The following is a 19,161-nucleotide window of genomic DNA, read 5'->3' on the forward strand; positions in this document are numbered from 1 at the left end:
GCGGCTTCACCGCCGCACCGTGGGCACCACGCTCGGTCACCTCGGGAACGGGCCTCGATCCGGATCGTCGACCCGACTCGCCACACACCGACAACATCGATACCTGCCAGATGCGGGAGCAGGACCCGCACACAGTCTTCAGCGCACCCGGAGAATCCTCACCCGGCCTCTCCGATGCAGGTCAGTGACACGCCAAGCGGCTTCACGAAATTTGCGCCAGATCCACTTCTAACTGGCCATTGACACCGTCTGACGTCGCGAATCCGTCGACGGCTGGGATCAAATCGCCTCGACGTAGAGGTCGACAGCACTGACTGAGGTGCCTACTGGCGGTGGGTGGGCCTTCGGGCCTCGATCACCGGTGCTGTTCGCGGTAGCGGCTCGGACTGATGCCGTAGGTCGCCGTGAATGCTCTGCTGAAGACGGACAGATCGATGAACCCGAACTGGGCTGCGATGTCGGTCAGGGATCGGGGGATGTTGCGTGGGGCCACCATCGCTTGGCGGCAGGCCTCGAGTCGGTGTTCGCGAATCGTGGCAGCGGCGGTTGCGTCGAAGCGCGCGAACACCCTGTGGACGGTTCTGGTGGAGACGAAGAAGGCCTGAGCGATGCCGGACGGGGACAGGTCCGGGTCGTCGAGGTGCTGTCCGATGTACTGCACCATGTTCGTGTACAACTCCCGCATGGCGGCATCTGGATCCTCGGGCTGACACTCCTCCTGCGCCGCTGTGATGGCCAGGTCTGCCAAACCGCCGGCGAGCCCGATCGCGCCCCCGGAGGAGACCTCCCCGTCGGCGGCGAGGAGGCTGGACAACATTGGTGACAGTAACTGTCCCACAGGGGATGTGGATCTGACGGTCCGCGCCGTCAACTGCAGCGACTGGCTCTCGGTGAGCGACACCGAGGCGCGCGGCCAAGTGAACACACGCAGGTGCCATTCCGGATGCAAACTCCAGGTAAAGGGTCGTGCGGTCTCATAGAGGGCGAAATCACCCGGGCCGAGAATGCAGGTACGTCCGTCCTGGATGAGCTGCCCCTCACCCGCGACCACCATGCCGATCTGCATCAAATCGAGTGGGTGGCGGTTGGCAAGCCTCGCCGTTCGGCGGAATGATTGCGATGTCGCGGTGACGTCGGCAGCCATCAGATGCGCAAAATGGCGGGTGTGGACCGCGCCGGTAAAATGCGCCGGCTCGGCAGGATCGATGTCCAGCGCGACGAAGGTCTCGCGGATCGTGTCGATCCAGGTGCCGAGCGTGGTGGTCCGAACCACCTCGCGGCGCTGCTGAGGTGTCGACCCTGCGCGCGACAGTGACGGTTGCAGCGCTGGTGTGTTTGCGGGCCGGCAATCCGAGCGGTCCCCATGCACGAGGTCGCCATCTGGCGGTGGCAACGACGTCATGAACAGCTCCTTCTCCTCGCGTGAACCTCACGCTATGAGCGGGGAAACCGCATGTCAACGCGCGCTCGCCTATTTACGCGGTCGAAACACGATTTCCGACCCGTGACAAAGCCGCACACGTGGTTCCGCCCCCGCGATGACGATGTCGCGGAGCGCAAAGGGGGCTGTCGCTGAGCGTCAAACATCACGCCCCGGAAAGTCCTACCGTTCGAGTACGCGGGAAATACCCGGATGGCTCACGGGACGTCCTGGACCGATTGACGATTCCTCGTCCCAGCCGCCAGCGGATCGTCGATGTAGACAGAAGGACAAACTATGGAAGTCGTCGCCGTTCGTCACCCTGCGGACCCCCACCGAGCACTCGCTCCACGCGGAGACATAGCATGCCGCTCCTGCTGCTCGACGCTGTCACTGCACTTCTCCGAATGCAACAACTCTCCGGCAATGAGCACAGGATTGCGCCGAGTGTCGCTCATCGTCGAACCACCTGTCGCTCGCAGTCGAATCCGCACCGGCACAGGACGGTAGCTTCGACTACCAACCGAGCTGCCGAACGTTCTCGGCAAGCCCCAAATCGTGAATGAGGAGTCTTCATGGAATCTGCAATCGGCGACCATCTCACATGTCCGCGGAGCCTGACTCGGCGTGTGCCCGACGACTACCAACCCCCCTTCCCCATGTGGGTAGGACGTGCTGACGAACGCCTGCAGCAGGTAGTGATGGCGTATCTCGGCGTGCAGTTCCGCGGCGACGAGCAACGCCCGGCCGCGCTTGCAGCCATGCGCGACATCGTTGCCGGCTTCGATCTCGACGACGGCCCGTTGCACCACGATCTGACCCATCACGCGGACAATCAGGGCTACGAGAATCTGATTATCGCCGGGTACTGGAAAGACGTTGCTGCCCACAACCGTTGGATACAATGCTCTGCCGTGGCCGACTGGTGGGCATCGGATGAACGACTGTCCGAGGGACTTGGCTACTTCCGCGAGATCGTAGCCCCACGGGCCGAGCAATTCGAAACGCTCTACGCCTTTCAGGACCGCCTCCCCGGTGTCGGCGCTGTCATGGACGGGATCAGCGGCGAGATCAACGAACACGGGTACTGGGGTTCGATGCGCGAACGTTTCCCGATCTCCCAGAATGACTGGATGCAGCCCTCGGGCGAACTGCGGGTGATCAGCGGCGATCCTGCTGCGGGTGGCCGCGTGCTGGTACAAGGCCACGACAACATCGCGCTGATTCGGTCCGGTCAGGATTGGAAGGATGCCGAATCCGAAGAGCGCTCCCTGTATCTCGAGGAGATCCTCCCCACTTTGCAGCAGGGCATGGATTTTCTTCGCGACAACGGCGAGTCGGTGGGCTGCTACAGCAACAGGTTCTTGCGCAACATCGATCTGGAAGGGAACTACCTCGATCTGAGCTACAACATCGGCCACTGGGGTTCGCTCGACAAACTCGAGCGCTGGGCAGAATCCCATCCGACCCACCTGCGAATCTTCACCACCTTCTTCCGCGTCGCCGCCGGCCTGTCAAAACTGCGGCTCTATCACGAGGTCTCGGTGTTCGACGCGTGCGACCAACTGTACGAGTACATCAACTGCCACCCTCAGACCGGCATGATGCGCGACGCCCAACCAGTCAAGCACGTGAGGAGCACCACCTGATGACAGTCATCCGACCGAACGACGATGCAATCAGTTCTGCCGCAGCCCATTACGGACTACATCTCGACGCTGCGACTCGGCAGGAGTTAGCAGGCCTGGTCGATAGCGCGCTCGGTTCCTACGACGTTGTCGACGACCTGTACGCGGACGAGAGCTTCTCGGCACCGTCCCGCGATCATGCGACACCTGATGCGAGCGACAATCCCTTGGGCGCATGGTACGTAACCACGAGCATCTCGACCGCGACGGGTGGGCCGCTGACCGGCCGGCGGGTGGCGATCAAAGACAACGTGACCGTGGCCGGCGTGCCCATGATGAACGGATCGCGATCGCTGGAGGGGTTCGTTCCCACCCGTGATGCAACCGTGGTCACCCGACTGCTCGACGCCGGCGTCACGGTGGCGGGCAAGGCGGTGTGTGAGGATCTGTGTTTTTCCGGTTCGAGCTTCACCCCGGCCACCGGTCCGGTTCGCAACCCGTGGAACCCTGACCGCGAGGCGGGTGGATCCTCCGGCGGCAGCGCCGCTCTCGTCGCTGGCGGCGTTGTCGATTTCGCGATCGGCGGCGACCAGGGTGGGTCGATTCGCATTCCGGCCGCATTCTGTGGCGTAGTCGGCCACAAGCCCACGTTCGGGCTGGTCCCCTACACCGGTGCCTTCCCCATCGAGCGCACAGTCGATCATCTCGGGCCCATCACCCGCACGGTCGAAGACGCCGCCCTGCTGTTGTCGGTGATCGCCGGCCGCGACGGCCATGATCCCCGCCAACCGGACAACCTCATGGTGGATGACTATGTGTCAACCCTCGACTCCGGGATCGACGGCCTGCGGATCGGCGTCGTGAGTCAGGGATTCGGGCACGCGGTCTCACAGCCGGAGGTCGATGAGGCGGTCCGCGGGGCCGCACACCGCTTCACCGAGGCCGGTGCTGTGGTCGACGAGGTGAGCATTCCGTGGCACCTGCACGCGTTCCACGTGTGGAACGTGATCGCCACGGACGGCGGCGCCTATCAGATGCTCGACGGCAACGGATACGGCCTCAACGCAGACGGCCTCTACGACCCCGAACTGATGGCGTACTTTGCGCAGGGCCGTATCCAGCACGCCGATGCACTGTCCGAAACCGTCAAACTCGTCGCCCTGTGCGGCCATCACGGTGTCACCGCGCTGGGCGGATCGAGCTACGGCAAGGCCCGCAATCTGGTCCCGCGCGCTCGCGCTGCCTACGATGCGGCGCTGGAAAACTACGACGTCCTGGTCATGCCGACCCTGCCCTACGTCGCCTCCGAACTACCGGCGCAGGATGTGGACCGAGTCACCTACGTCACCAAAGCACTCGGAATGATCGCGAACACTGCCCCATTCGATGTCACCGGCCACCCCGCCCTATCAGTGCCGGCAGGTCTGGTGAACGGTCTTCCCGTCGGAATGATGATCATCGGAAAACGATTCGACGACGCCACGGTCTTACGCGCCGGCCACGCGTTCGAACAGATCCGCGGCGCCTTCCCTACAGCCACCGACCAACCGGCTACCGCTGCACATCTGAGTCTCGCTTGAGACAAGGCGCGCCCTACCCGCCCACTCAGGCAACCCACTTCACAAGTATCAGCCCCTACAGAAAGTGGAAACAATGTCGGCAACGATCGAACACACACCAGACAATGCGGCACCAGCTCAAGCGCCGGCGTCGGATCGCGCGTGGGCACTGTTCCGTGCGCTCGACGGAAAGGGTCTGGTCCCAGAGGGTTACACCGAAGGGTGGAAAAAGACATTCGAGGAGGACTTCAGCCCGAAACGGGGCGCCGAACTCGTCGCGCGGGCCTGGACCGACCCGGAATTCCGCAACCTACTCCTCACCGACGGCACCGCGGCCGTGGACCAGTACGGCTATCTGGGTCCGCAGGGCGAATACATCGTGGCACTTGAAGACACCCCGACCCTCAAGAACGTGATCGTATGCTCCCTCTGCTCGTGCACCGCGTGGCCCATCCTCGGGTTGCCGCCGACCTGGTACAAGAGCTTCGAGTACCGTGCGCGCGTCGTCCGTGAGCCTCGAAAAGTGCTGTCGGAGATGGGCACCGACATCGCCGAGGATGTCGAGATCCGCGTGTACGACACCACCGCCGAGACCCGCTACATCGTGCTCCCCCAACGGCCGGCAGGCACCGAAGGCTGGAGCCGAGAGCAACTGCAACAGATCGTGACCAAGGACTGCCTGATCGGGGTCGCAGTCCCGCAGGTCCCCGCCAACTGACCACCGAACCAAAGGAGATAGACCCATGGATGGAGTACACGATCTCGCCGGTGTTCAAGGATTCGGCAAGGTCCCCCACACCGTGGACGCCGACATCGGCCCCACCTTCCACGCCGAGTGGGAACACCTGCCCTACAGCCTGCTGTTCCTCGGAGCGGCGGACCTGGGCGCATTCAGTGTCGACGAGGTCCGCCACGTCGTCGAACGGATGGAACCCCGCCACTACATGATGACGCCCTACTACGAGAGGTACGTCATCGGCGTTGCCACCCTCATGGTCGAAAAGGGCATCCTCACCCACCACGAACTCGAAGCCCTCGCCGGGGGCCCCTTCCCCCTGTCCCGCCCGGCCGAGTCGGCGGGACGTCCGGCCCGCACCGACACGATCACCTTCACTGTCGGGCAACGTGTCCGGGTCCGCGACGAGTACGTTCCCGGGCATATCCGCATGCCCGCCTACTGCCGCGGCCGGGTCGGGACCGTCACCCACCGCACCAGCGACAGATGGCCGTTCCCCGACGCCATCGGCCACGGCCGCGCCGACGCCGGCGAGGAACCGACCTACCACGTCGAGTTCGCGGCCGAGGCCCTGTTCGGAGACGACACCGACGCCGGCAGCGTCGTAGTCGACCTGTTCGAGGGATACCTCGAACCGGCAGCCTGACCCGCTGCCCACACTGTCACCGACGGCGTCGGCGGGTACGCATCGCGAGTGCGCGTACCTGCCGACGCCCCCTAGCCGGGACTCCCCCGACCCCGCGGAAGGATTCAAAGCAATGGCCGACACACGACTTCCTGTGACCGTGCTGTCAGGGTTCCTGGGGGCCGGGAAAACCACCCTCCTCAACCAGATCCTGCGCAACCGCGAAGGCCGGCGGGTGGCCGTCATCGTCAACGACATGAGCGAGATCAACATCGACAGCGCCGAAGTCGAACGGGAGATCTCACTGAGCCGCTCGGAAGAAAGGCTCGTCGAGATGACCAACGGCTGTATCTGCTGCACCCTGCGCGAGGACCTTCTCGCGGAAATCAGTGCACTGGCCGCCGCCGGACGATTCGACTATCTCCTGATCGAGTCGTCCGGCATCTCCGAGCCGCTACCGGTCGCTGAGACGTTCACCTTCATCGACACCGACGGACACGCTCTGGCAGATGTCGCCCGCCTGGACACCATGGTGACCGTCGTCGACGCCCACAGCTTCCTTCACGACTACCAGACCGGCGGACGCGTCGAGGCCGACGCACCTGACGACGAACGCGACATCTCCGACCTGTTGGTCGATCAGATCGAGTTCGCCGATGTCATTTTGGTCAGCAAATCCGACCTCGTCACGGCAGAGCACCTGACCGAACTGACCGCAGTCCTGCGTTCACTCAATCCGACCGCCCGCATACAGTCGATGTCCCACGGCGTGATCCCGCTCGAGACCATTTTGGACACCGGCCTGTTCTCCTTGGAGAAGGCCGCCCAGGCACCCGGATGGCTCCAAGAACTCCAGGGAGAACACACCCCTGAGACGGAGGAATACGGAATCAGTTCCGTGGTCTACCGTGAACGCGCCCCCTTCCACCCCGGGCGGCTGCACGACCTCCTCACCAGTGAATGGGCAAACGGGCGTCTCCTGCGCGCCAAAGGCTACTACTGGAACGCGACCCGATTCACCGAGATCGGCAGCATCTCCCAGGCCGGCCACCTGATCCGACACGGCTATATCGGACACTGGTGGAAATTCCTGCCCGAGACCTACTGGCCCGAAGACGACTACCGCCGCGCGGGAATACTCGACAGATGGGAAGAGCCCGTCGGTGACTGCCGGCAAGAACTCGTCTTCATCGGTCAAGGAATCGACCCCGACGCACTGCGCCGTCAACTCGACGCGTGTCTGCTGACCACCGCCGAGATCGAACTCGGCCCCGACACCTGGACAACATGGCCCGACCCACTCGGCGACGGCCATACCGACCAGGTCACCAGCACCATGGTCCAAACAACCACCGTCTGACCTCGACCTTCCCCGATCGACAACACCTCGGGCGCGGCTGCGACAGTGAGCTGCCGCAGGTCGAGAAGAAGGCCTGCTCGGCCCGGACGGCGAGACAGGGCCTGCGGTGGTTACGCTCGGATAATGGCTGCATTCCCGAATTCCACGGTGGGCACGAATACAGCGGTGACCGGCCTCGAGAGCACCTTCGCCGACGAGCTGGGCGCCTTGACTGTGCCATGGCAGGGTGCACGTACGCCTAACCCCGTGTTGCTCGTGCTCAACGAGCAGCTCGCGGCGTCGCTCCGGTTGGAAGTCCAGGCATTGCGAAGCGAGGACGGGGTCGGTGTCCTGTCCGGATCGACGGCGCCCGCCGGGGCCAAGCCGGTGGCGATGGCGTACGCGGGCCATCAGTTCGGCGGATACGCACCGCTCCTCGGGGATGGTCGGGCGTTGCTGCTCGGCGAACTGGTGAACAGTGATGGGCAGCGGGTGGATCTACATCTGAAGGGCTCGGGGCCCACGCCATTCTCCCGGGGCGGCGACGGGTTCGCGGTGGTCGGCCCGATGCTGCGCGAATATCTGGTCAGTGAGGCCATGTACGCCCTGGGCATTCCCACTACCCGCGCTCTGTCGGTGGTCGCGACGGGCCAGCACGTTCGCCGATACGGCGCCGAGCCCGGTGCCGTGCTCGCACGGGTCGCGGCCAGTCACCTGCGGGTGGGCACCTTTGAATACGCGGTGCGGCAGGGTGAGGTCTTGAAGCGGCTCGCCGACTACGCGATCGCCCGCCACTACCCGGAGCTGACCGAACTGCCGGCGGAGCGTGAAGGTAGCCGCTACCTGACGTTCTTCGAGTCGGTGGTGGAGGCGCAGGCCTCACTGGTGGCGAAATGGATGCTCACCGGTTTCGTGCACGGGGTGATGAATACCGACAACACGACCATTTCGGGCCAGACCATCGACTACGGTCCGTGTGCCTTCCTCGACTCGTTCGACCCGGCCGCAGTGTTCAGTTCGATCGACCACGGCGGCCGCTATGCGTTCGGCAACCAGCCCGCAGTCCTGAAGTGGAATCTGGCGCGCTTCGCGGAAACGCTACTGACGCTCATCGATTCCACGCCGAATGACGCGATTGCCGCGGTTTCGGCAGTCCTCGAGACCTTCGACGAGCGTTACGACAGCCACTACGCGGCCGGTATGGCGGCAAAGCTCGGATTGTCCGGCACGCTCGTCGATCGAGCGCTGGTCGACGACCTGCTGACGCTGTTGAAGCACCACGGTGCCGACTGGACGGGGACCTTTCGTGCTCTCGCGGACGAGCTACGCGGAAATTCGACGCCGCTCGACGGCCTCGTACCGCGCGAGCAGATAGGGCAGTGGTTGGAACGCTGGCGCGGCGCCCTGACCAAACATGGGCGCGGGGCGGCGGAGACCGCGGACGCGATGGACCGCGTCAACCCGCTGTACATTCCGCGCAATCATCAGCTCGATGCTGCTTTGCGCGCCGCGACCGACGGGGAGCTCGCTCCGTTCGAGAAGCTACTCGAGGTCGTCACGCATCCGTTCGACCGCCGCGACGAGTGGTCCGACTACACCACGCCCGCCCCACAGTCATTCAGTAAAACCTTCCAAACCTTCTGCGGCACTTAACTTCCAAGTGAACATCGCTGACTCGAGGCAACGTTCGCGTCGAGTGAACTCGGAGCGGCTACGTACACAGGAACGCTGCGGTGTCGCGGTGTTCGCCGCAACGGCCGTGTGGGAATGGGTCAGGCGATCGACGTGGCCTGAGGGCTCTTCGAGTTGCTGACCACATTCGTCCGCGGAGCGGGCGTTCCGGGCGCACACGGTCTCCTGGGAAACGCCGGTGCAAGATGGCGTCGATGACGCACCCGGGAAGGTCCCCTGGCGGTGGCGCGGGGCGCCGACGACAGAAACAACCTACAGTGATCCGAGATCCGCTGGTCCCGGACACATACCGTTCGGTCGCCCCCAGCGCTTCCGCCCTGGACCGCCACATGCAAAGCCTCTGTGCGTCTGCCGATTCATCCACTGAGCCATGACTTCACGTGATCCCGTGTACCACGTTGTCAACGCCCGACGACACCAATGGGACGACCTGATGTGGCCGGTGCCGATCCTCATTCGTGCGGCTCAGATCCGACCGTCGGCAGGCCAAGCCGCCGGGGCCTGGTCCACAGCGGTGAAGGCAACAGCGGCGCCCAGGCGTTGTTCGTCGGCGGGCGCCTCGACCCACGACGCAGGAAGGTGCAGTACCGACCAGCGGTCACCGTGCCCGTGGTACGCACCAGCCCAGGACCCCAAATGAACACCAGGACTCACCCAATACTCGATCGGCGGTGGATTCGACCCGAACGAGGTGAACGAGCCGTGCGGATACACATCGAACACCCGCATCGCCTCCAGGACCGGGTTCACCTGCGCTCGCTCAGTGCTCAAGTCCTCACTGACCACCGAATAAAGCGGGCGGATATGCCTGAGTATGCTGTCGCGCTTGGCGGCACAGCTGTTGAGCGTCGCTCGGGGTGCCGAGCAGCGGGTGGGTGTTCGTCAGTGACGTTGCCGATCTGGGTGGCGGCGTGAGTGTGGGGTTGATCTTGGTGGTCTGCACCGTCAGTGTGACGAGGAACTGATGGGTGCACGGCGCCCCCGCTGAATTCTTGGCGGAGCTCACGGGGGCACCGTGCGTAGTGCGGAAGGCACTGATGGTCACGGTAGAGGTCGATCCTGTCCGCGTCGAGTCCCGGCTGTCGAGCGGAGAGATGTCCTGCCCGTCGTGCTCGGACGGGGTGTTGGCGGGGTGGGGTTTCGCCCGGTCCCGCCCGGTGGTGGGCGTGGTCACCCCGGTGCGCCCGCGACGAGCTCGCTGCCGGGGGTGCGCGGTGACGCACGTGCTGCTGCCGGTGACGTTGTTGCTGCGCAGGGCGTATCTCGCGGAGTTGATCTGGGCGGCGTTGGTGGCGAAGGCCCGCGGGAGCGGGCATCGCCCGATCGCGCAGCGGTTGGGCATCCCGGGGTCGACGGTGCGCGGCTGGTTGCGGGCGGCGGCGGCCCGCGCGGATGCGGTGCGCAGCTGGTTCCTCACGGTCGCGGTCACGGCGGGTGTCGATGTCACGGTGCCGAGGGCATCGGATTCCGTGTGGGGCGACGTCCTCGCTGCGGTGGACGCAGCGCGGACCGCGATCACCGCGCGCTTCGGGAGTGCCGCGGTCCTCGGCGCGGTGACGGCCGCGCAGGTCGCGGTCGCGGCCAGTGCTGGTCGGCTTCTCTCACCGGGATGGCCGCCGGCCCCGAGATCGGATTCTGCAACACCAGTTGACCCTGCCACAGAGGAGGGTGATGCGTCATCGTCGCGGGTGTGACTGCCCGGCAACAGGTTCGGGCAGCATGAGCACCGGACGAAGGGGAGAAACTCGTTGCCTACCGACGATGAGAAACGACGTGAGCGAAGCCATGCGGTCGGGTTGTTCCGCTACCAACTGATCTGCCCGGCCCTCGATACCGGGTTGTCGACGAAGGCCCGGGGCCGGCTGGTGCGAGAGATCGCAAGCCGCGAACACACCGACCCGTTCGGGGCGAAGGTGAGGTATTCGCGGGACACCCTCGACCGCTGGATCCGCCGCTACCGGGCCGGCGGCTTCGAAGAACTGATTCCCTCCCCGCGGGCGCGGTCGCCGCGGACCGACACCGCCACTCTCGAGTTGGCTGCCGCGCTGAAACGGGAGAACCCGGCCCGCACCGCCGCCCAGGTCGGGCGGATTATGCGGGCCTCGTCCGGCTGGGCGCCGTCGGAATCGACGCTGCTGCGCCACTTTCACCGGCTGGAGTTGATCGGCCCCGCCGCCGGGGACGCCCCGACGGTGTTCGGGCGGTTCGAGGCGGAGAACCCGAACGATCGGTGGACCGGGGACGCGCTGCACGGGCCGAGGATCGGCGGCCGCAAAACGTATCTGTTCGCGTTCCTCGACGATCATTCCCGGTTGATCACCGGCTATCGGTTCGGGTTCTCCGAGGACACCGTCCGTCTCGGGGTGGCGTTGGAACCGGCGCTGGCGGCGCGCGGTGTCCCGGCATCGGTCTACGTCGACAACGGATCGGCGTTCGTCGATGCGTGGCTGCTGCGGGCATGCGCGAAACTCGGCATCCGGTTGGTGCATTCGACCCCGCACCGCCCGCAGGGCCGCGGGAAGATCGAACGGTTCTTCCGCACCGTCCGGGAGCAGTTCCTCGTCGAGGTCGCCGACACCACCGCCGAGGACCTCACCGCCGCGGGTATCAATCACCGAACCGCATTGTTGGAGCTCAATCGGTTGCTGACCGGGTGGATCGAAACCGAATACCACCGGCGGACGCACTCGGAAACCGGGCAGAGTCCACTCGTGCGGTGGGAGGCCGGCTGGTCCCGGCTGGGGCGGACACCGGCGATGCCGACGGCCGCCGATCTGACCGAGGCGTTCCTGTGGTCGGAATATCGGACGGTGACCAAAACGGCGACGGTGTCGTTGCACGGCAACACCTACCAGGTCGATCATGCCCTGGCCGGGCGGAAGGTGGAGTTGGTGTTCTCTCCGTTCGACATGGAGACCGTCGAGGTCCGCTACCGCGACGCCTCCCACGGGCGGGCGGTGCCGCACACCATCACCCGGCACGTGCACCCGAAAGCCCGGCCCGAAACACCGGAACCGCCGGCACCGGTTGTCACGGGTATCGACTATCTGGCGTTGACGGCGCACCTGCACCACGAGCAGGTGCGCAGCGATCGGCGGATCGGGTATCACGCCCTATACGGACCCACCGACAACGACAACGACAACGACAACGACGACGGTGGCGGTGGGCAGATTCCCGGGCAGCTGAGCATCGACGACCTCACCGATAGTCTCGCCGACGGGTCCACCGATCACCACGGGCGGCCGGCATGAGTATCCAACGCCTGCAGTCGTACTACGGGTTCACGAGGATGCCGTTCGGCCGCGGTCTGGCACCGGCGATGTTGCACCGGCACCCCGGCCACGCCGAAGCCGTCGCTCGCATCTCCTGGTGCGTCGATCAACACGCGCTCGGGGTGATCACCGGGGAGGTCGGCGCCGGGAAAACCGTCGCCATCCGCGCCGCGACCTCCGCGTTGGACCCGGCCCGACACGTCGTGATCTACCTGCCGAACCCGTCGGTGGGGGTGCGGGGAATGCTGCATCACATCGTCACCGCACTGGGCCGGGTGCCGAGTTTCTACACCGCGACACTTGCGCCGCAAGCCGCCGAAGCACTGGCCGCCGAATACGCCGAGCGGGGCCGCACGCCCGTGGTCGTGATAGACGAGGCACATCTGCTCGACAACGCGCAGATGGAAGCGATCCGGATGCTGACCAACCACGACATGGATTCGGGATCGCCGTTCGCGGCACTGCTGGTCGGGCAGCCGACGCTACGGCACCGACTGCGGCTCGGAGTACTCGCCGCGCTGGACCAGCGGATCGCGGTGCGCTACGCGCTGGCCGGGATGAGCCCGCCGGATTCGGCGGACTACATCACCCATCACTGCAAGATCGCCGGCCGCACGGATCCGTTGTTCTCCGACGACGCGGTCACCCTGATTCACAATGCGGCACGGGGATATCCGCGGGCGGTGAACAACCTGGCGGTGCAGGCATTGACGGCGGCGTTCGCCGCGAAAGCATCCATCGTCGACGAGAAGTCCGCACGGGTGGCCGTCACCGAAAGTGGCCACGATTGAGTCACTGATCGTGCGACGTCACCACGCCGACGATGCCGTCACCATTCCGACGAAGGCCCTCCCCGCAACCGCGGGCAGGGCCCTTCTCATATCGGCATCACCGTCATCGACAGTGACGCCATCGTCGGCACGTTCAGCGACGGACAACACACAGCCGCGGCGGCCGCTCAGCCAGTTGCGCCGGCCCCCGGACCGGACCTCCGGGTGCCAGGCGCGATGGTGACGTCAGCGGTATCGGCGAAGACCAGACGTCCGTCGTCGACGGGCGACCGCCCACCGATGTACAGGCGCCCACTCGTGCCCGCGTTCGGCCGTATCGGTCAGTTCGGCGTAGTCCTCGACGATCGCACCGGGCGCGGCTTGTCCGAACTGTCTCTGAACCAGCACCCGGTGCCCACGGTAAGGGTTCGGAGCTCCGGTTTCTTGTCGCCTTTCTCGGGCATGCGTTTCGAACGTTCTCCCTCGGCGGTATTCCCGGGGAACAAAGCTTCAAGGTCGCGACTAGCGGCATCGCCAGGCTCGAGCCGAAGTAGAACGATTGAAACGACCGCCACGAAACTGCCGCGACGGGCGGGCGACCAGAGTGTGGCCGCCGCGAAGCCGGACGACAAATACACACCGATTCACGTCGGCGGCTCACACGGCAACTTCCCCCGCTTCACCGCGTCGACCAAAGTCGCGTGGTCGCGTTCGGTCTGATCCGCGTAGGCGTGCGCGAACCGGCTCAGTGCGACGTCGAGCGTGTCCGACTTTCCGACGTAGCCGCCGATCATCGACGCACCACTGGTCCGCGCGTGGCCCTTCGCTAGCAGGCGCCCGCAGATGCCGGCGTAGTCGGTCAGCGCTGCCGCGCTCAGGTTGTCGATCGGGACCGTGCCCTTCATGTTCCGGAACTGCCGCACGTAGTACTGCCGGCCCTCCACCGTGGTCCAGCCGAGCAACGGATCGCTGACGGTCTGCAGGGCCTGCTGGTACTCGACCACGCGCCGGCCCTGGTGGTCGTGCCAGGCGGACTCGCCGTGTACGAAGCGCGCCACGACGGATCGACGCGCCTGCTTGAGCTGCAGGAACAGCACGTCGTCGGCACTGCTCCCTTCGCACAGCACGACGTAGGCACGCAATCCGACGCTGCCCACGCCGACCACTTTGTGCGCGACGTCGACGACGGTGTAACCACTGAGCAGCCGTGCCCAGTGGCTGGGCAGCGTGGTGAGGTATTCGTCGAGCCCGGCGGCGAGATTCTCGGCCTCCGCCTCGGACACCCGGGTGATCAGCGGCGGCTCCTCCACGATGCGCCGGCCGGTTTCGTCCTGCTCGGTGAATCGGGGCAGCACCCGGTCGCTGACGCGGCGCCGAGCCCGCTCCGCGGCGCGGGTGATCTCGTGGCGCAGCGACTCGTCCGACGCCGTCGTCTGCAGCCGGTCGAGGTCGAGTCGCTCGAACGAGCGCGCCAGCAATGGTTGTTCCGCGAGCCAGCGCACATGCTCGCGATAGGTGGCGACGCAGGACTGCACTGCACTCTCGCACTGCCCCTCGGTCGCCGAGTTCTGCCGGCCCGCCACCCAGATGCTCGCAGTCAAACGGCGCAGGTCCCATTCCCAGCCGCCGGGATGCGCCTCGTCGAAGTCGTTCAGATCCAGCACCAGGTCGCGCTCCGGCGAGGCGTAGAACCCGAAGTTGCCCAGATGCGCGTCCCCGCATATCACCGGCTGGATTCCGGTCGCCGGCAGCCCGGCGAGGTCCTGGGCCATCACGATCGCGGTGCCGCGCAGAAAACCGTACGGCGAGGCCGCCATCCGCCCCACCCTGACCGGTATGAGCGATTCCACCCGACCCTGGTGCGACACACCGATCTGATCCACCACATCGGGGCGATCGTCCGGTGCGCGCCACTCGCCGAGCGCGGACCGCGGTGTCTGCTTGCGCAGGCGTTTGCCGAGTGCGAACCGCTCCGCCCTCGGCGTGGCCCGGCGGCGCAACGACGCGAACGACTGCCCGTCGATGGTCGGCAACACGATGTGCGCGTCCACGGTTACTGCGCGCCGACGTCGAGGATCGCGCCGACCACCACGACGTGCGGCTTGTCCGGTTGGCCACGTTGCGCATCAGACAACTCGATCACCGTCTCTTCGCTGTGAGCAGTAAGGATGCGTGCAGCATATCGACGGGTACCTCACACTCGCGGCGAACGGTCGCTAGCCGTCCACCCGGTTGCCGGGGCACTTCATCCCTGACGGCCGGTGCGGGGCGGAGCGGGTGTCGCCCGACAGTTCTCGTACGTCGCCCGCCCCTCCCCATATCACGTCGTCAGCCCTCTGCGCTGTCCTAGATTAGTTCGCGGCTGCCCGAGAACTCCTCGGTGTCGGCCGCAGTTGCAACAGTGAACGGCATCCGAGGCAGGGGGGGTGAAATATCGAAGCCTTCGTCGACGGCAGCGTCCTTGAACCGATGTCACCGTCTGCAAACGGTGGACTCGACCGGCTCGTCCGGGAGCATCCCTGCAACATGCGACAACCGTCGCAGGGGACGGACTGGAGATGCGGTGTGTGAGGATTCGTCGACCGTTGGACGACCGCGCGGGATGCGAGCGGGCAATCCGCGCGGACCGCACAAGTCAACCGCCCAAGTAGGCTGTCAGAAGTGCACCGTCGCGGCGAATCAAGGCTGATGTGCTGGCCCGTCGGCGCGAAAGTCCCACACGGGGAAGGTGTGTTCGTTGTCGGCGAGACTCATCACCAAGGCGACGGGGGCTGCGAACTGTGTGCGGTTCTCACGATGATCTCGGGTGAGCCGAGGTCACAGTTCGGCGCCGATCGCCTTCACGATTGATTGAAGCTGTGGATGGTGCGACCCGGGCCAGTAGATCTGACCGCATTCCGTACAGCGGCCGAACTCGTCGTAGTACCGGGCCGTCAGCGGCTCGAGCCGATCGATCACCTCGGCTTTGGGCGCTGCGACCAGTGGGCCGTTGCAGCGCAGGCACCGCGTGAACGGGGCGAGCTGTCCCCCGAGGTCGAGGCGGCGGACGACTTCGACGGTCTGATCGAACGGCCGGTCGGCGTGCACGAAAAGTCCGTGCGTGATCGCCCGACGTTTGAGCAACCCCCGGTCACGGGTCAAAAGGAACCGCTCCTGTTCCCGGCTGACAAACGCCAGCGTCTCGTCCTCCGCGTCGGACGCCCAGGTAACGTCGAACCCCAAGAGCCGAAGCAAGCGGGCCAGCCGACCCAGGTTGACGTCGACGACGAACCGTGGCTCGCGCAGCGGCGCCGGCCGCAGCCGTGCCACCGGTGGGATGTCGAGTGTCTCGAAGGCCGGGTACACCGCAATTCGATCGCCGTCCCGCGGCCGATGCGCGAAGTCCACCGGCTCGCCGTTGACCAGGATGAGGTCTATCTCGGTGTGGGGTATGCCCATCGCCTCGATGACGTCCTTCACCGTCTGGTGTGGACGGAACGCCCGGCGCACCGCCAGGTCGCGAGACTCAGCGGCCAGAAAGTCATTGAGCTCGGCGTACGCCCGGACGTCCACACAGCCGGCCACCGCACCATGGTCTCGCCGAGCGGCGGCCCGGCGCAACCTCGTGCGGGTGCGTCGCCGCCAGTCCCGTGCAGCTCCGGCGCTCGCGTCCAGCCGCGCAGGTCCGCGGCGGATACACGACTATCCCACCAAACACTCGCCGTAGCGAGGAGTTGCCAGAACGCCGGCCCATGGTGCGTCTCACAGATGTGCGAGCTCATGTGCCAGCACATGATCGACGAATGCAGGGCGTTGGCCCCAGTGAATGCGCACGTGCCCCATTGGGGAGCGCTGAGCCCCACTTGTTGCCGAGATCGGCGACTTCGATCGTCTGGGGACCAACTCGTAGCCGCACCGGAGCAATCCCCACCGAGATCGACCTGCACGACTCGATGTTCTCCGGAGGCACCCGCCCTCCAATAGCCGCTCCCTCGACCACGGCGAGACACCGCACCCCGCGCGCACCGGCCATGGCAGCGGGGCAGCGGCTCGCCCGATCACCGCCTGCCGGGATCCGCGGTGAGGTCGTCGGTGTCGACGAAGACCAGACGCCCGTCGTCGAGGGCGACCGCCCACCGATGGACCGGCGCCCAGGCATGACCACGTTCGCCGGTATCGGTCAGTTCGGCGTAGTCCTCAACAATCCGACCCCTCTGCGCCGACTCCGACCGCCGGCGCACCAGCACCCGGGCACCGACACCCAGCGCACCGGGCTCCGGTTCCGGCGTGCTCCCCTTCTCCGACATCCGCCCGCACCTTCCGCTCGGCGACACGCCCGGATCATAAGCACGACATCGTCGCTGCCGCTGACCGATCGGTAAACAGCCGCCGTTCCCGGATCGATCGTGGCCACACAAAGCGTGCCGAAACCTCAGGGCCGATCATCGGTATTCGTCGGCGAGGGCTCGCAGGAACAGTCGCAGGCTGCGTGGCAGGTGGTAGCGGCCGTCGGGGTCGCGAATGAGTACGTCGTGTGCGTCGGCGCGCGTGAGGGCGATCTCGATCTGCGCGGTCACAACGGTTGCGGGCGCCAGTCGGAGGAGGGCGGTTCGGACGGGCTGGTCCATGCGCTCCCACGGGACGTGGTAACTGAGGTTCGGCGGAACGGCCGGCACGGTGGCGGGGGACGGCCCGAGGAGGTCGCACGGGTCGTGCACTTCCTGGCCGCCGACGCCTCCTCCTAGATCACCGGACAGGTGTAGAGCGTCAACGGCGGCATGGACATGTGATCCTGACGCAACCCGACAGATCCACCCTGGTCTAGCCTCGATGGGGCGAGGAAAATAGGGACCATGGTCGACATCTATGAGGTACCCGCAGGAGAGCCACGCCTGACGTCATTCCTCCAGGCGCAACACACCACCCAGATCGCCCGGCGCGGCGAGTTGGTCGACGCACGCGACCGCCCGGCCCTGATCGCATCGACCGACGACGAGACGGTCGGGGTGCTGATCTACGACATCGACGGCACGAACTGCGAAATCGTGAACATGCGCGCATCCGGCCAATGGGGTGGCGTCGGCACGGCACTCATCGAACGCATCGCCGAAGTCGCCCGTGCACAAGGCTGTTCGCGACTGTGGTTGGTCACGACGAACGACAACCTCGACTCGATGCAGTTCTACCAGCGGCGCGGCTTCCGCCTGTCGGCCGTTCGATGCGGCGCAGTGGACGAGGCGAGACGGACCCTGAAGCCGGACATCCCCGACGTGGGCTACTACAAGGTCCCGCTTCGGGATGAAATCGAGTTCGAGCGCCACCTCGACCCCGCGTAGGCGGGCCCGCCCCACTCCCCCGCGCTCGATCGAGCCCGAACGGCTCGATGCGCGCAAGTCGGCAGACGCTCGGATCCGGCCGACCCGTCCTCGGTCGAGGCAGCCACCGCCCGTACGCCGTGCTCCGCTGGCGGGAAACAGGGTGACATTGCGCAACCCTCACGGTAAGGAAGGCACGATCGGGCCAGCGTACGCGAGTAGAGACCCAGGTTTCTGATCGACGTCGGTAAACGCCGCAACACAGACGCCGAGGTGATCGTCGGCGTAAAAGCGCAGCAGGGGAAACACCGCAGGGCCGGCCCAGAGCAGAATCTCCGCGATGCGATAACCGTCCTGTCTGTCGATCCCCCTACAGGACAACCCTCGACGCTTCCGGACACGATCGGGCTCAAAGGCGGACTCTCCGAATCGAGTCCTGGTTATCAGTCCTGCATGTGGGTCCCGTATAGGTAGCCCATGACGGACCAGCGTGTCCTGATGGCCGAGATCGTCGTGGGGTATGCCCGGTGTCAAGTCGAGGGCAGGATCTGCGCGGACAACCGGAATCAATCTCCAGGGCGCCCGCAACAGCGACTTACGTGAGCCGGTCCTCGAGGTCTGAGAAACCGCCAACTGAGCTGCAGGTACACCCTCGGTCACACGCCATCATGATCGTCCGTGAACGCGGGCCGGACTTGCCGATCAGAAGTTGTCGGCGACAATCATGTCCAGCACGCCGGCACCGAAGGGCACAGTCACGCAAGCAGGAGTCACGGCGGAGTCAGGATCCAGCGCGTTGACTATGAGCTTCAGAGTGAAGGGG

At 65.7% G+C, this 19,161-nt stretch carries 17 protein-coding genes and 1 pseudogene; 11 read left to right on the top strand and 7 right to left on the bottom strand.

What is annotated here, in order from left to right; translation table 11 throughout:
- Window positions 1-188 (top strand): hypothetical protein (locus AZG88_RS54585; protein WP_231914317.1); only part of this gene is annotated, 188 nt, incomplete at its 5' end.
- Between the two features lie 167 nt (window positions 189-355).
- Here the strand turns inward: AZG88_RS54585 and AZG88_RS36275 are convergent.
- Window positions 356-1,402, bottom strand: a complete 1,047-nt coding sequence (locus AZG88_RS36275; protein ID WP_061700496.1) for a helix-turn-helix domain-containing protein — start codon at window positions 1,400-1,402, stop codon at window positions 356-358.
- 593 nt (window positions 1,403-1,995) lie between these two features.
- On the opposite strand from AZG88_RS36275, the gene oxdA reads away from it, so the two are divergent.
- The 6 genes from oxdA to AZG88_RS36305 all read left to right on the top strand — a co-directional run bounded on the left by oxdA (window position 1,996) and on the right by AZG88_RS36305 (window position 8,960).
- The gene (gene oxdA, locus AZG88_RS36280; RefSeq protein ID WP_061700497.1) at window positions 1,996-3,069 is read left to right on the top strand and encodes an aliphatic aldoxime dehydratase; all 1,074 of its coding nucleotides are present in this window, start codon (window positions 1,996-1,998) and stop codon (window positions 3,067-3,069) included.
- On the top strand, window positions 3,069-4,628 hold the full coding sequence (locus AZG88_RS36285; RefSeq protein WP_061700498.1) for an amidase: 1,560 nt from the start codon (window positions 3,069-3,071) through the stop codon (window positions 4,626-4,628). The genes oxdA and AZG88_RS36285 overlap by 1 nt, the downstream gene beginning before the upstream one ends.
- Before the next feature lie 73 nt (window positions 4,629-4,701).
- Window positions 4,702-5,325, top strand: a complete 624-nt coding sequence (gene nthA / locus AZG88_RS36290) for a nitrile hydratase subunit alpha (RefSeq protein ID WP_005242320.1) — start codon at window positions 4,702-4,704, stop codon at window positions 5,323-5,325.
- A 25-nt stretch (window positions 5,326-5,350) separates the two neighbouring features.
- Complete coding sequence (gene nthB / locus AZG88_RS36295) at window positions 5,351-5,989, top strand: nitrile hydratase subunit beta (RefSeq protein WP_061700499.1); 639 nt, start codon at window positions 5,351-5,353, stop codon at window positions 5,987-5,989.
- Window positions 5,990-6,101: 112 nt separating this feature from the next.
- Window positions 6,102-7,328, top strand: a complete 1,227-nt coding sequence (gene zigA / locus AZG88_RS36300; RefSeq protein ID WP_061700500.1) for a zinc metallochaperone GTPase ZigA — start codon at window positions 6,102-6,104, stop codon at window positions 7,326-7,328.
- Window positions 7,329-7,451: 123 nt separating this feature from the next.
- Window positions 7,452-8,960 carry a protein adenylyltransferase SelO gene (locus AZG88_RS36305; protein ID WP_061700501.1) on the top strand — a complete coding sequence of 503 codons (1,509 nt, stop codon included), beginning with the start codon at window positions 7,452-7,454 and terminating at the stop codon, window positions 8,958-8,960.
- A 504-nt stretch (window positions 8,961-9,464) separates the two neighbouring features.
- On the opposite strand, the gene AZG88_RS36310 is transcribed toward AZG88_RS36305, so the two are convergent.
- Window positions 9,465-9,770 (bottom strand): hypothetical protein, encoded by a 306-nt coding sequence (locus AZG88_RS36310; protein WP_156517709.1) that lies wholly within the window; start codon window positions 9,768-9,770, stop codon window positions 9,465-9,467.
- A 266-nt stretch (window positions 9,771-10,036) separates the two neighbouring features.
- Here AZG88_RS36310 and AZG88_RS50925 point away from each other — a divergent pair, with 266 nt between their 5' ends.
- The 3 genes from AZG88_RS50925 to AZG88_RS36325 are packed head-to-tail and all read left to right on the top strand — an operon-like array spanning window position 10,037 to window position 13,065.
- Entirely contained in the window at window positions 10,037-10,693 is a 657-nt protein-coding gene (locus tag AZG88_RS50925; protein WP_082833564.1) for a hypothetical protein, read from the top strand.
- A 54-nt stretch (window positions 10,694-10,747) separates the two neighbouring features.
- On the top strand, window positions 10,748-12,253 hold the full coding sequence (locus AZG88_RS36320) for a DDE-type integrase/transposase/recombinase (RefSeq protein ID WP_061700504.1): 1,506 nt from the start codon (window positions 10,748-10,750) through the stop codon (window positions 12,251-12,253).
- A complete protein-coding gene (locus AZG88_RS36325; protein WP_061700505.1) occupies window positions 12,250-13,065 on the top strand; it encodes an ExeA family protein in 816 nt (271 codons plus the stop codon). The genes AZG88_RS36320 and AZG88_RS36325 overlap by 4 nt, the downstream gene beginning before the upstream one ends.
- Before the next feature lie 167 nt (window positions 13,066-13,232).
- Here the strand turns inward: AZG88_RS36325 and AZG88_RS54590 are convergent.
- The 5 genes and pseudogenes from AZG88_RS54590 to AZG88_RS36345 form a co-directional block, all read right to left on the bottom strand.
- A pseudogene (locus AZG88_RS54590) lies at window positions 13,233-13,452 on the bottom strand (hypothetical protein).
- Between the two features lie 236 nt (window positions 13,453-13,688).
- Complete coding sequence (locus AZG88_RS36330; protein WP_061700506.1) at window positions 13,689-15,095, bottom strand: DUF2252 domain-containing protein; 1,407 nt, start codon at window positions 15,093-15,095, stop codon at window positions 13,689-13,691.
- Window positions 15,096-15,861: 766 nt separating this feature from the next.
- Window positions 15,862-16,608, bottom strand: a complete 747-nt coding sequence (locus tag AZG88_RS36335) for a Mut7-C RNAse domain-containing protein (protein WP_061700507.1) — start codon at window positions 16,606-16,608, stop codon at window positions 15,862-15,864.
- Window positions 16,609-17,081: 473 nt separating this feature from the next.
- The gene (locus AZG88_RS36340) at window positions 17,082-17,330 is read right to left on the bottom strand and encodes a hypothetical protein (protein ID WP_025432708.1); all 249 of its coding nucleotides are present in this window, start codon (window positions 17,328-17,330) and stop codon (window positions 17,082-17,084) included.
- Window positions 17,331-17,465: 135 nt separating this feature from the next.
- Window positions 17,466-17,651, bottom strand: a complete 186-nt coding sequence (locus AZG88_RS36345; RefSeq protein ID WP_005242340.1) for a hypothetical protein — start codon at window positions 17,649-17,651, stop codon at window positions 17,466-17,468.
- 225 nt (window positions 17,652-17,876) lie between these two features.
- On the opposite strand from AZG88_RS36345, the gene AZG88_RS36350 reads away from it, so the two are divergent.
- Window positions 17,877-18,359, top strand: a complete 483-nt coding sequence (locus AZG88_RS36350; protein WP_005242341.1) for a GNAT family N-acetyltransferase — start codon at window positions 17,877-17,879, stop codon at window positions 18,357-18,359.
- Window positions 18,360-19,161 lie beyond the last annotated feature (802 nt).

Source organism: Rhodococcus sp. LB1 (genome assembly GCF_001583455.1).
In the GTDB taxonomy this organism is placed as follows: domain Bacteria; phylum Actinomycetota; class Actinomycetes; order Mycobacteriales; family Mycobacteriaceae; genus Rhodococcus_F; species Rhodococcus_F opacus.

Bases quoted from the DNA above. Each gene is read 5' to 3' on its own strand.
- AZG88_RS36275 (WP_061700496.1), bottom strand. From the start codon at position 1,402: ATGACGTCGTTGCCACCGCCAGATGGCGACCTCGTGCATGGGGACCGC.
- oxdA (WP_061700497.1), top strand. From the start codon at position 1,996: ATGGAATCTGCAATCGGCGACCATCTCACATGTCCGCGGAGCCTGACT.
- AZG88_RS36285 (WP_061700498.1), top strand. From the start codon at position 3,069: ATGACAGTCATCCGACCGAACGACGATGCAATCAGTTCTGCCGCAGCC.
- nthA (WP_005242320.1), top strand. From the start codon at position 4,702: ATGTCGGCAACGATCGAACACACACCAGACAATGCGGCACCAGCTCAA.
- nthB (WP_061700499.1), top strand. From the start codon at position 5,351: ATGGATGGAGTACACGATCTCGCCGGTGTTCAAGGATTCGGCAAGGTC.
- zigA (WP_061700500.1), top strand. From the start codon at position 6,102: ATGGCCGACACACGACTTCCTGTGACCGTGCTGTCAGGGTTCCTGGGG.
- AZG88_RS36305 (WP_061700501.1), top strand. From the start codon at position 7,452: ATGGCTGCATTCCCGAATTCCACGGTGGGCACGAATACAGCGGTGACC.
- AZG88_RS50925 (WP_082833564.1), top strand. From the start codon at position 10,037: ATGGTCACGGTAGAGGTCGATCCTGTCCGCGTCGAGTCCCGGCTGTCG.
- AZG88_RS36325 (WP_061700505.1), top strand. From the start codon at position 12,250: ATGAGTATCCAACGCCTGCAGTCGTACTACGGGTTCACGAGGATGCCG.
- AZG88_RS36340 (WP_025432708.1), bottom strand. From the start codon at position 17,330: ATGTCGGAGAAGGGGAGCACGCCGGAACCGGAGCCCGGTGCGCTGGGT.
- AZG88_RS36345 (WP_005242340.1), bottom strand. From the start codon at position 17,651: ATGGACCAGCCCGTCCGAACCGCCCTCCTCCGACTGGCGCCCGCAACC.
- AZG88_RS36350 (WP_005242341.1), top strand. From the start codon at position 17,877: ATGGTCGACATCTATGAGGTACCCGCAGGAGAGCCACGCCTGACGTCA.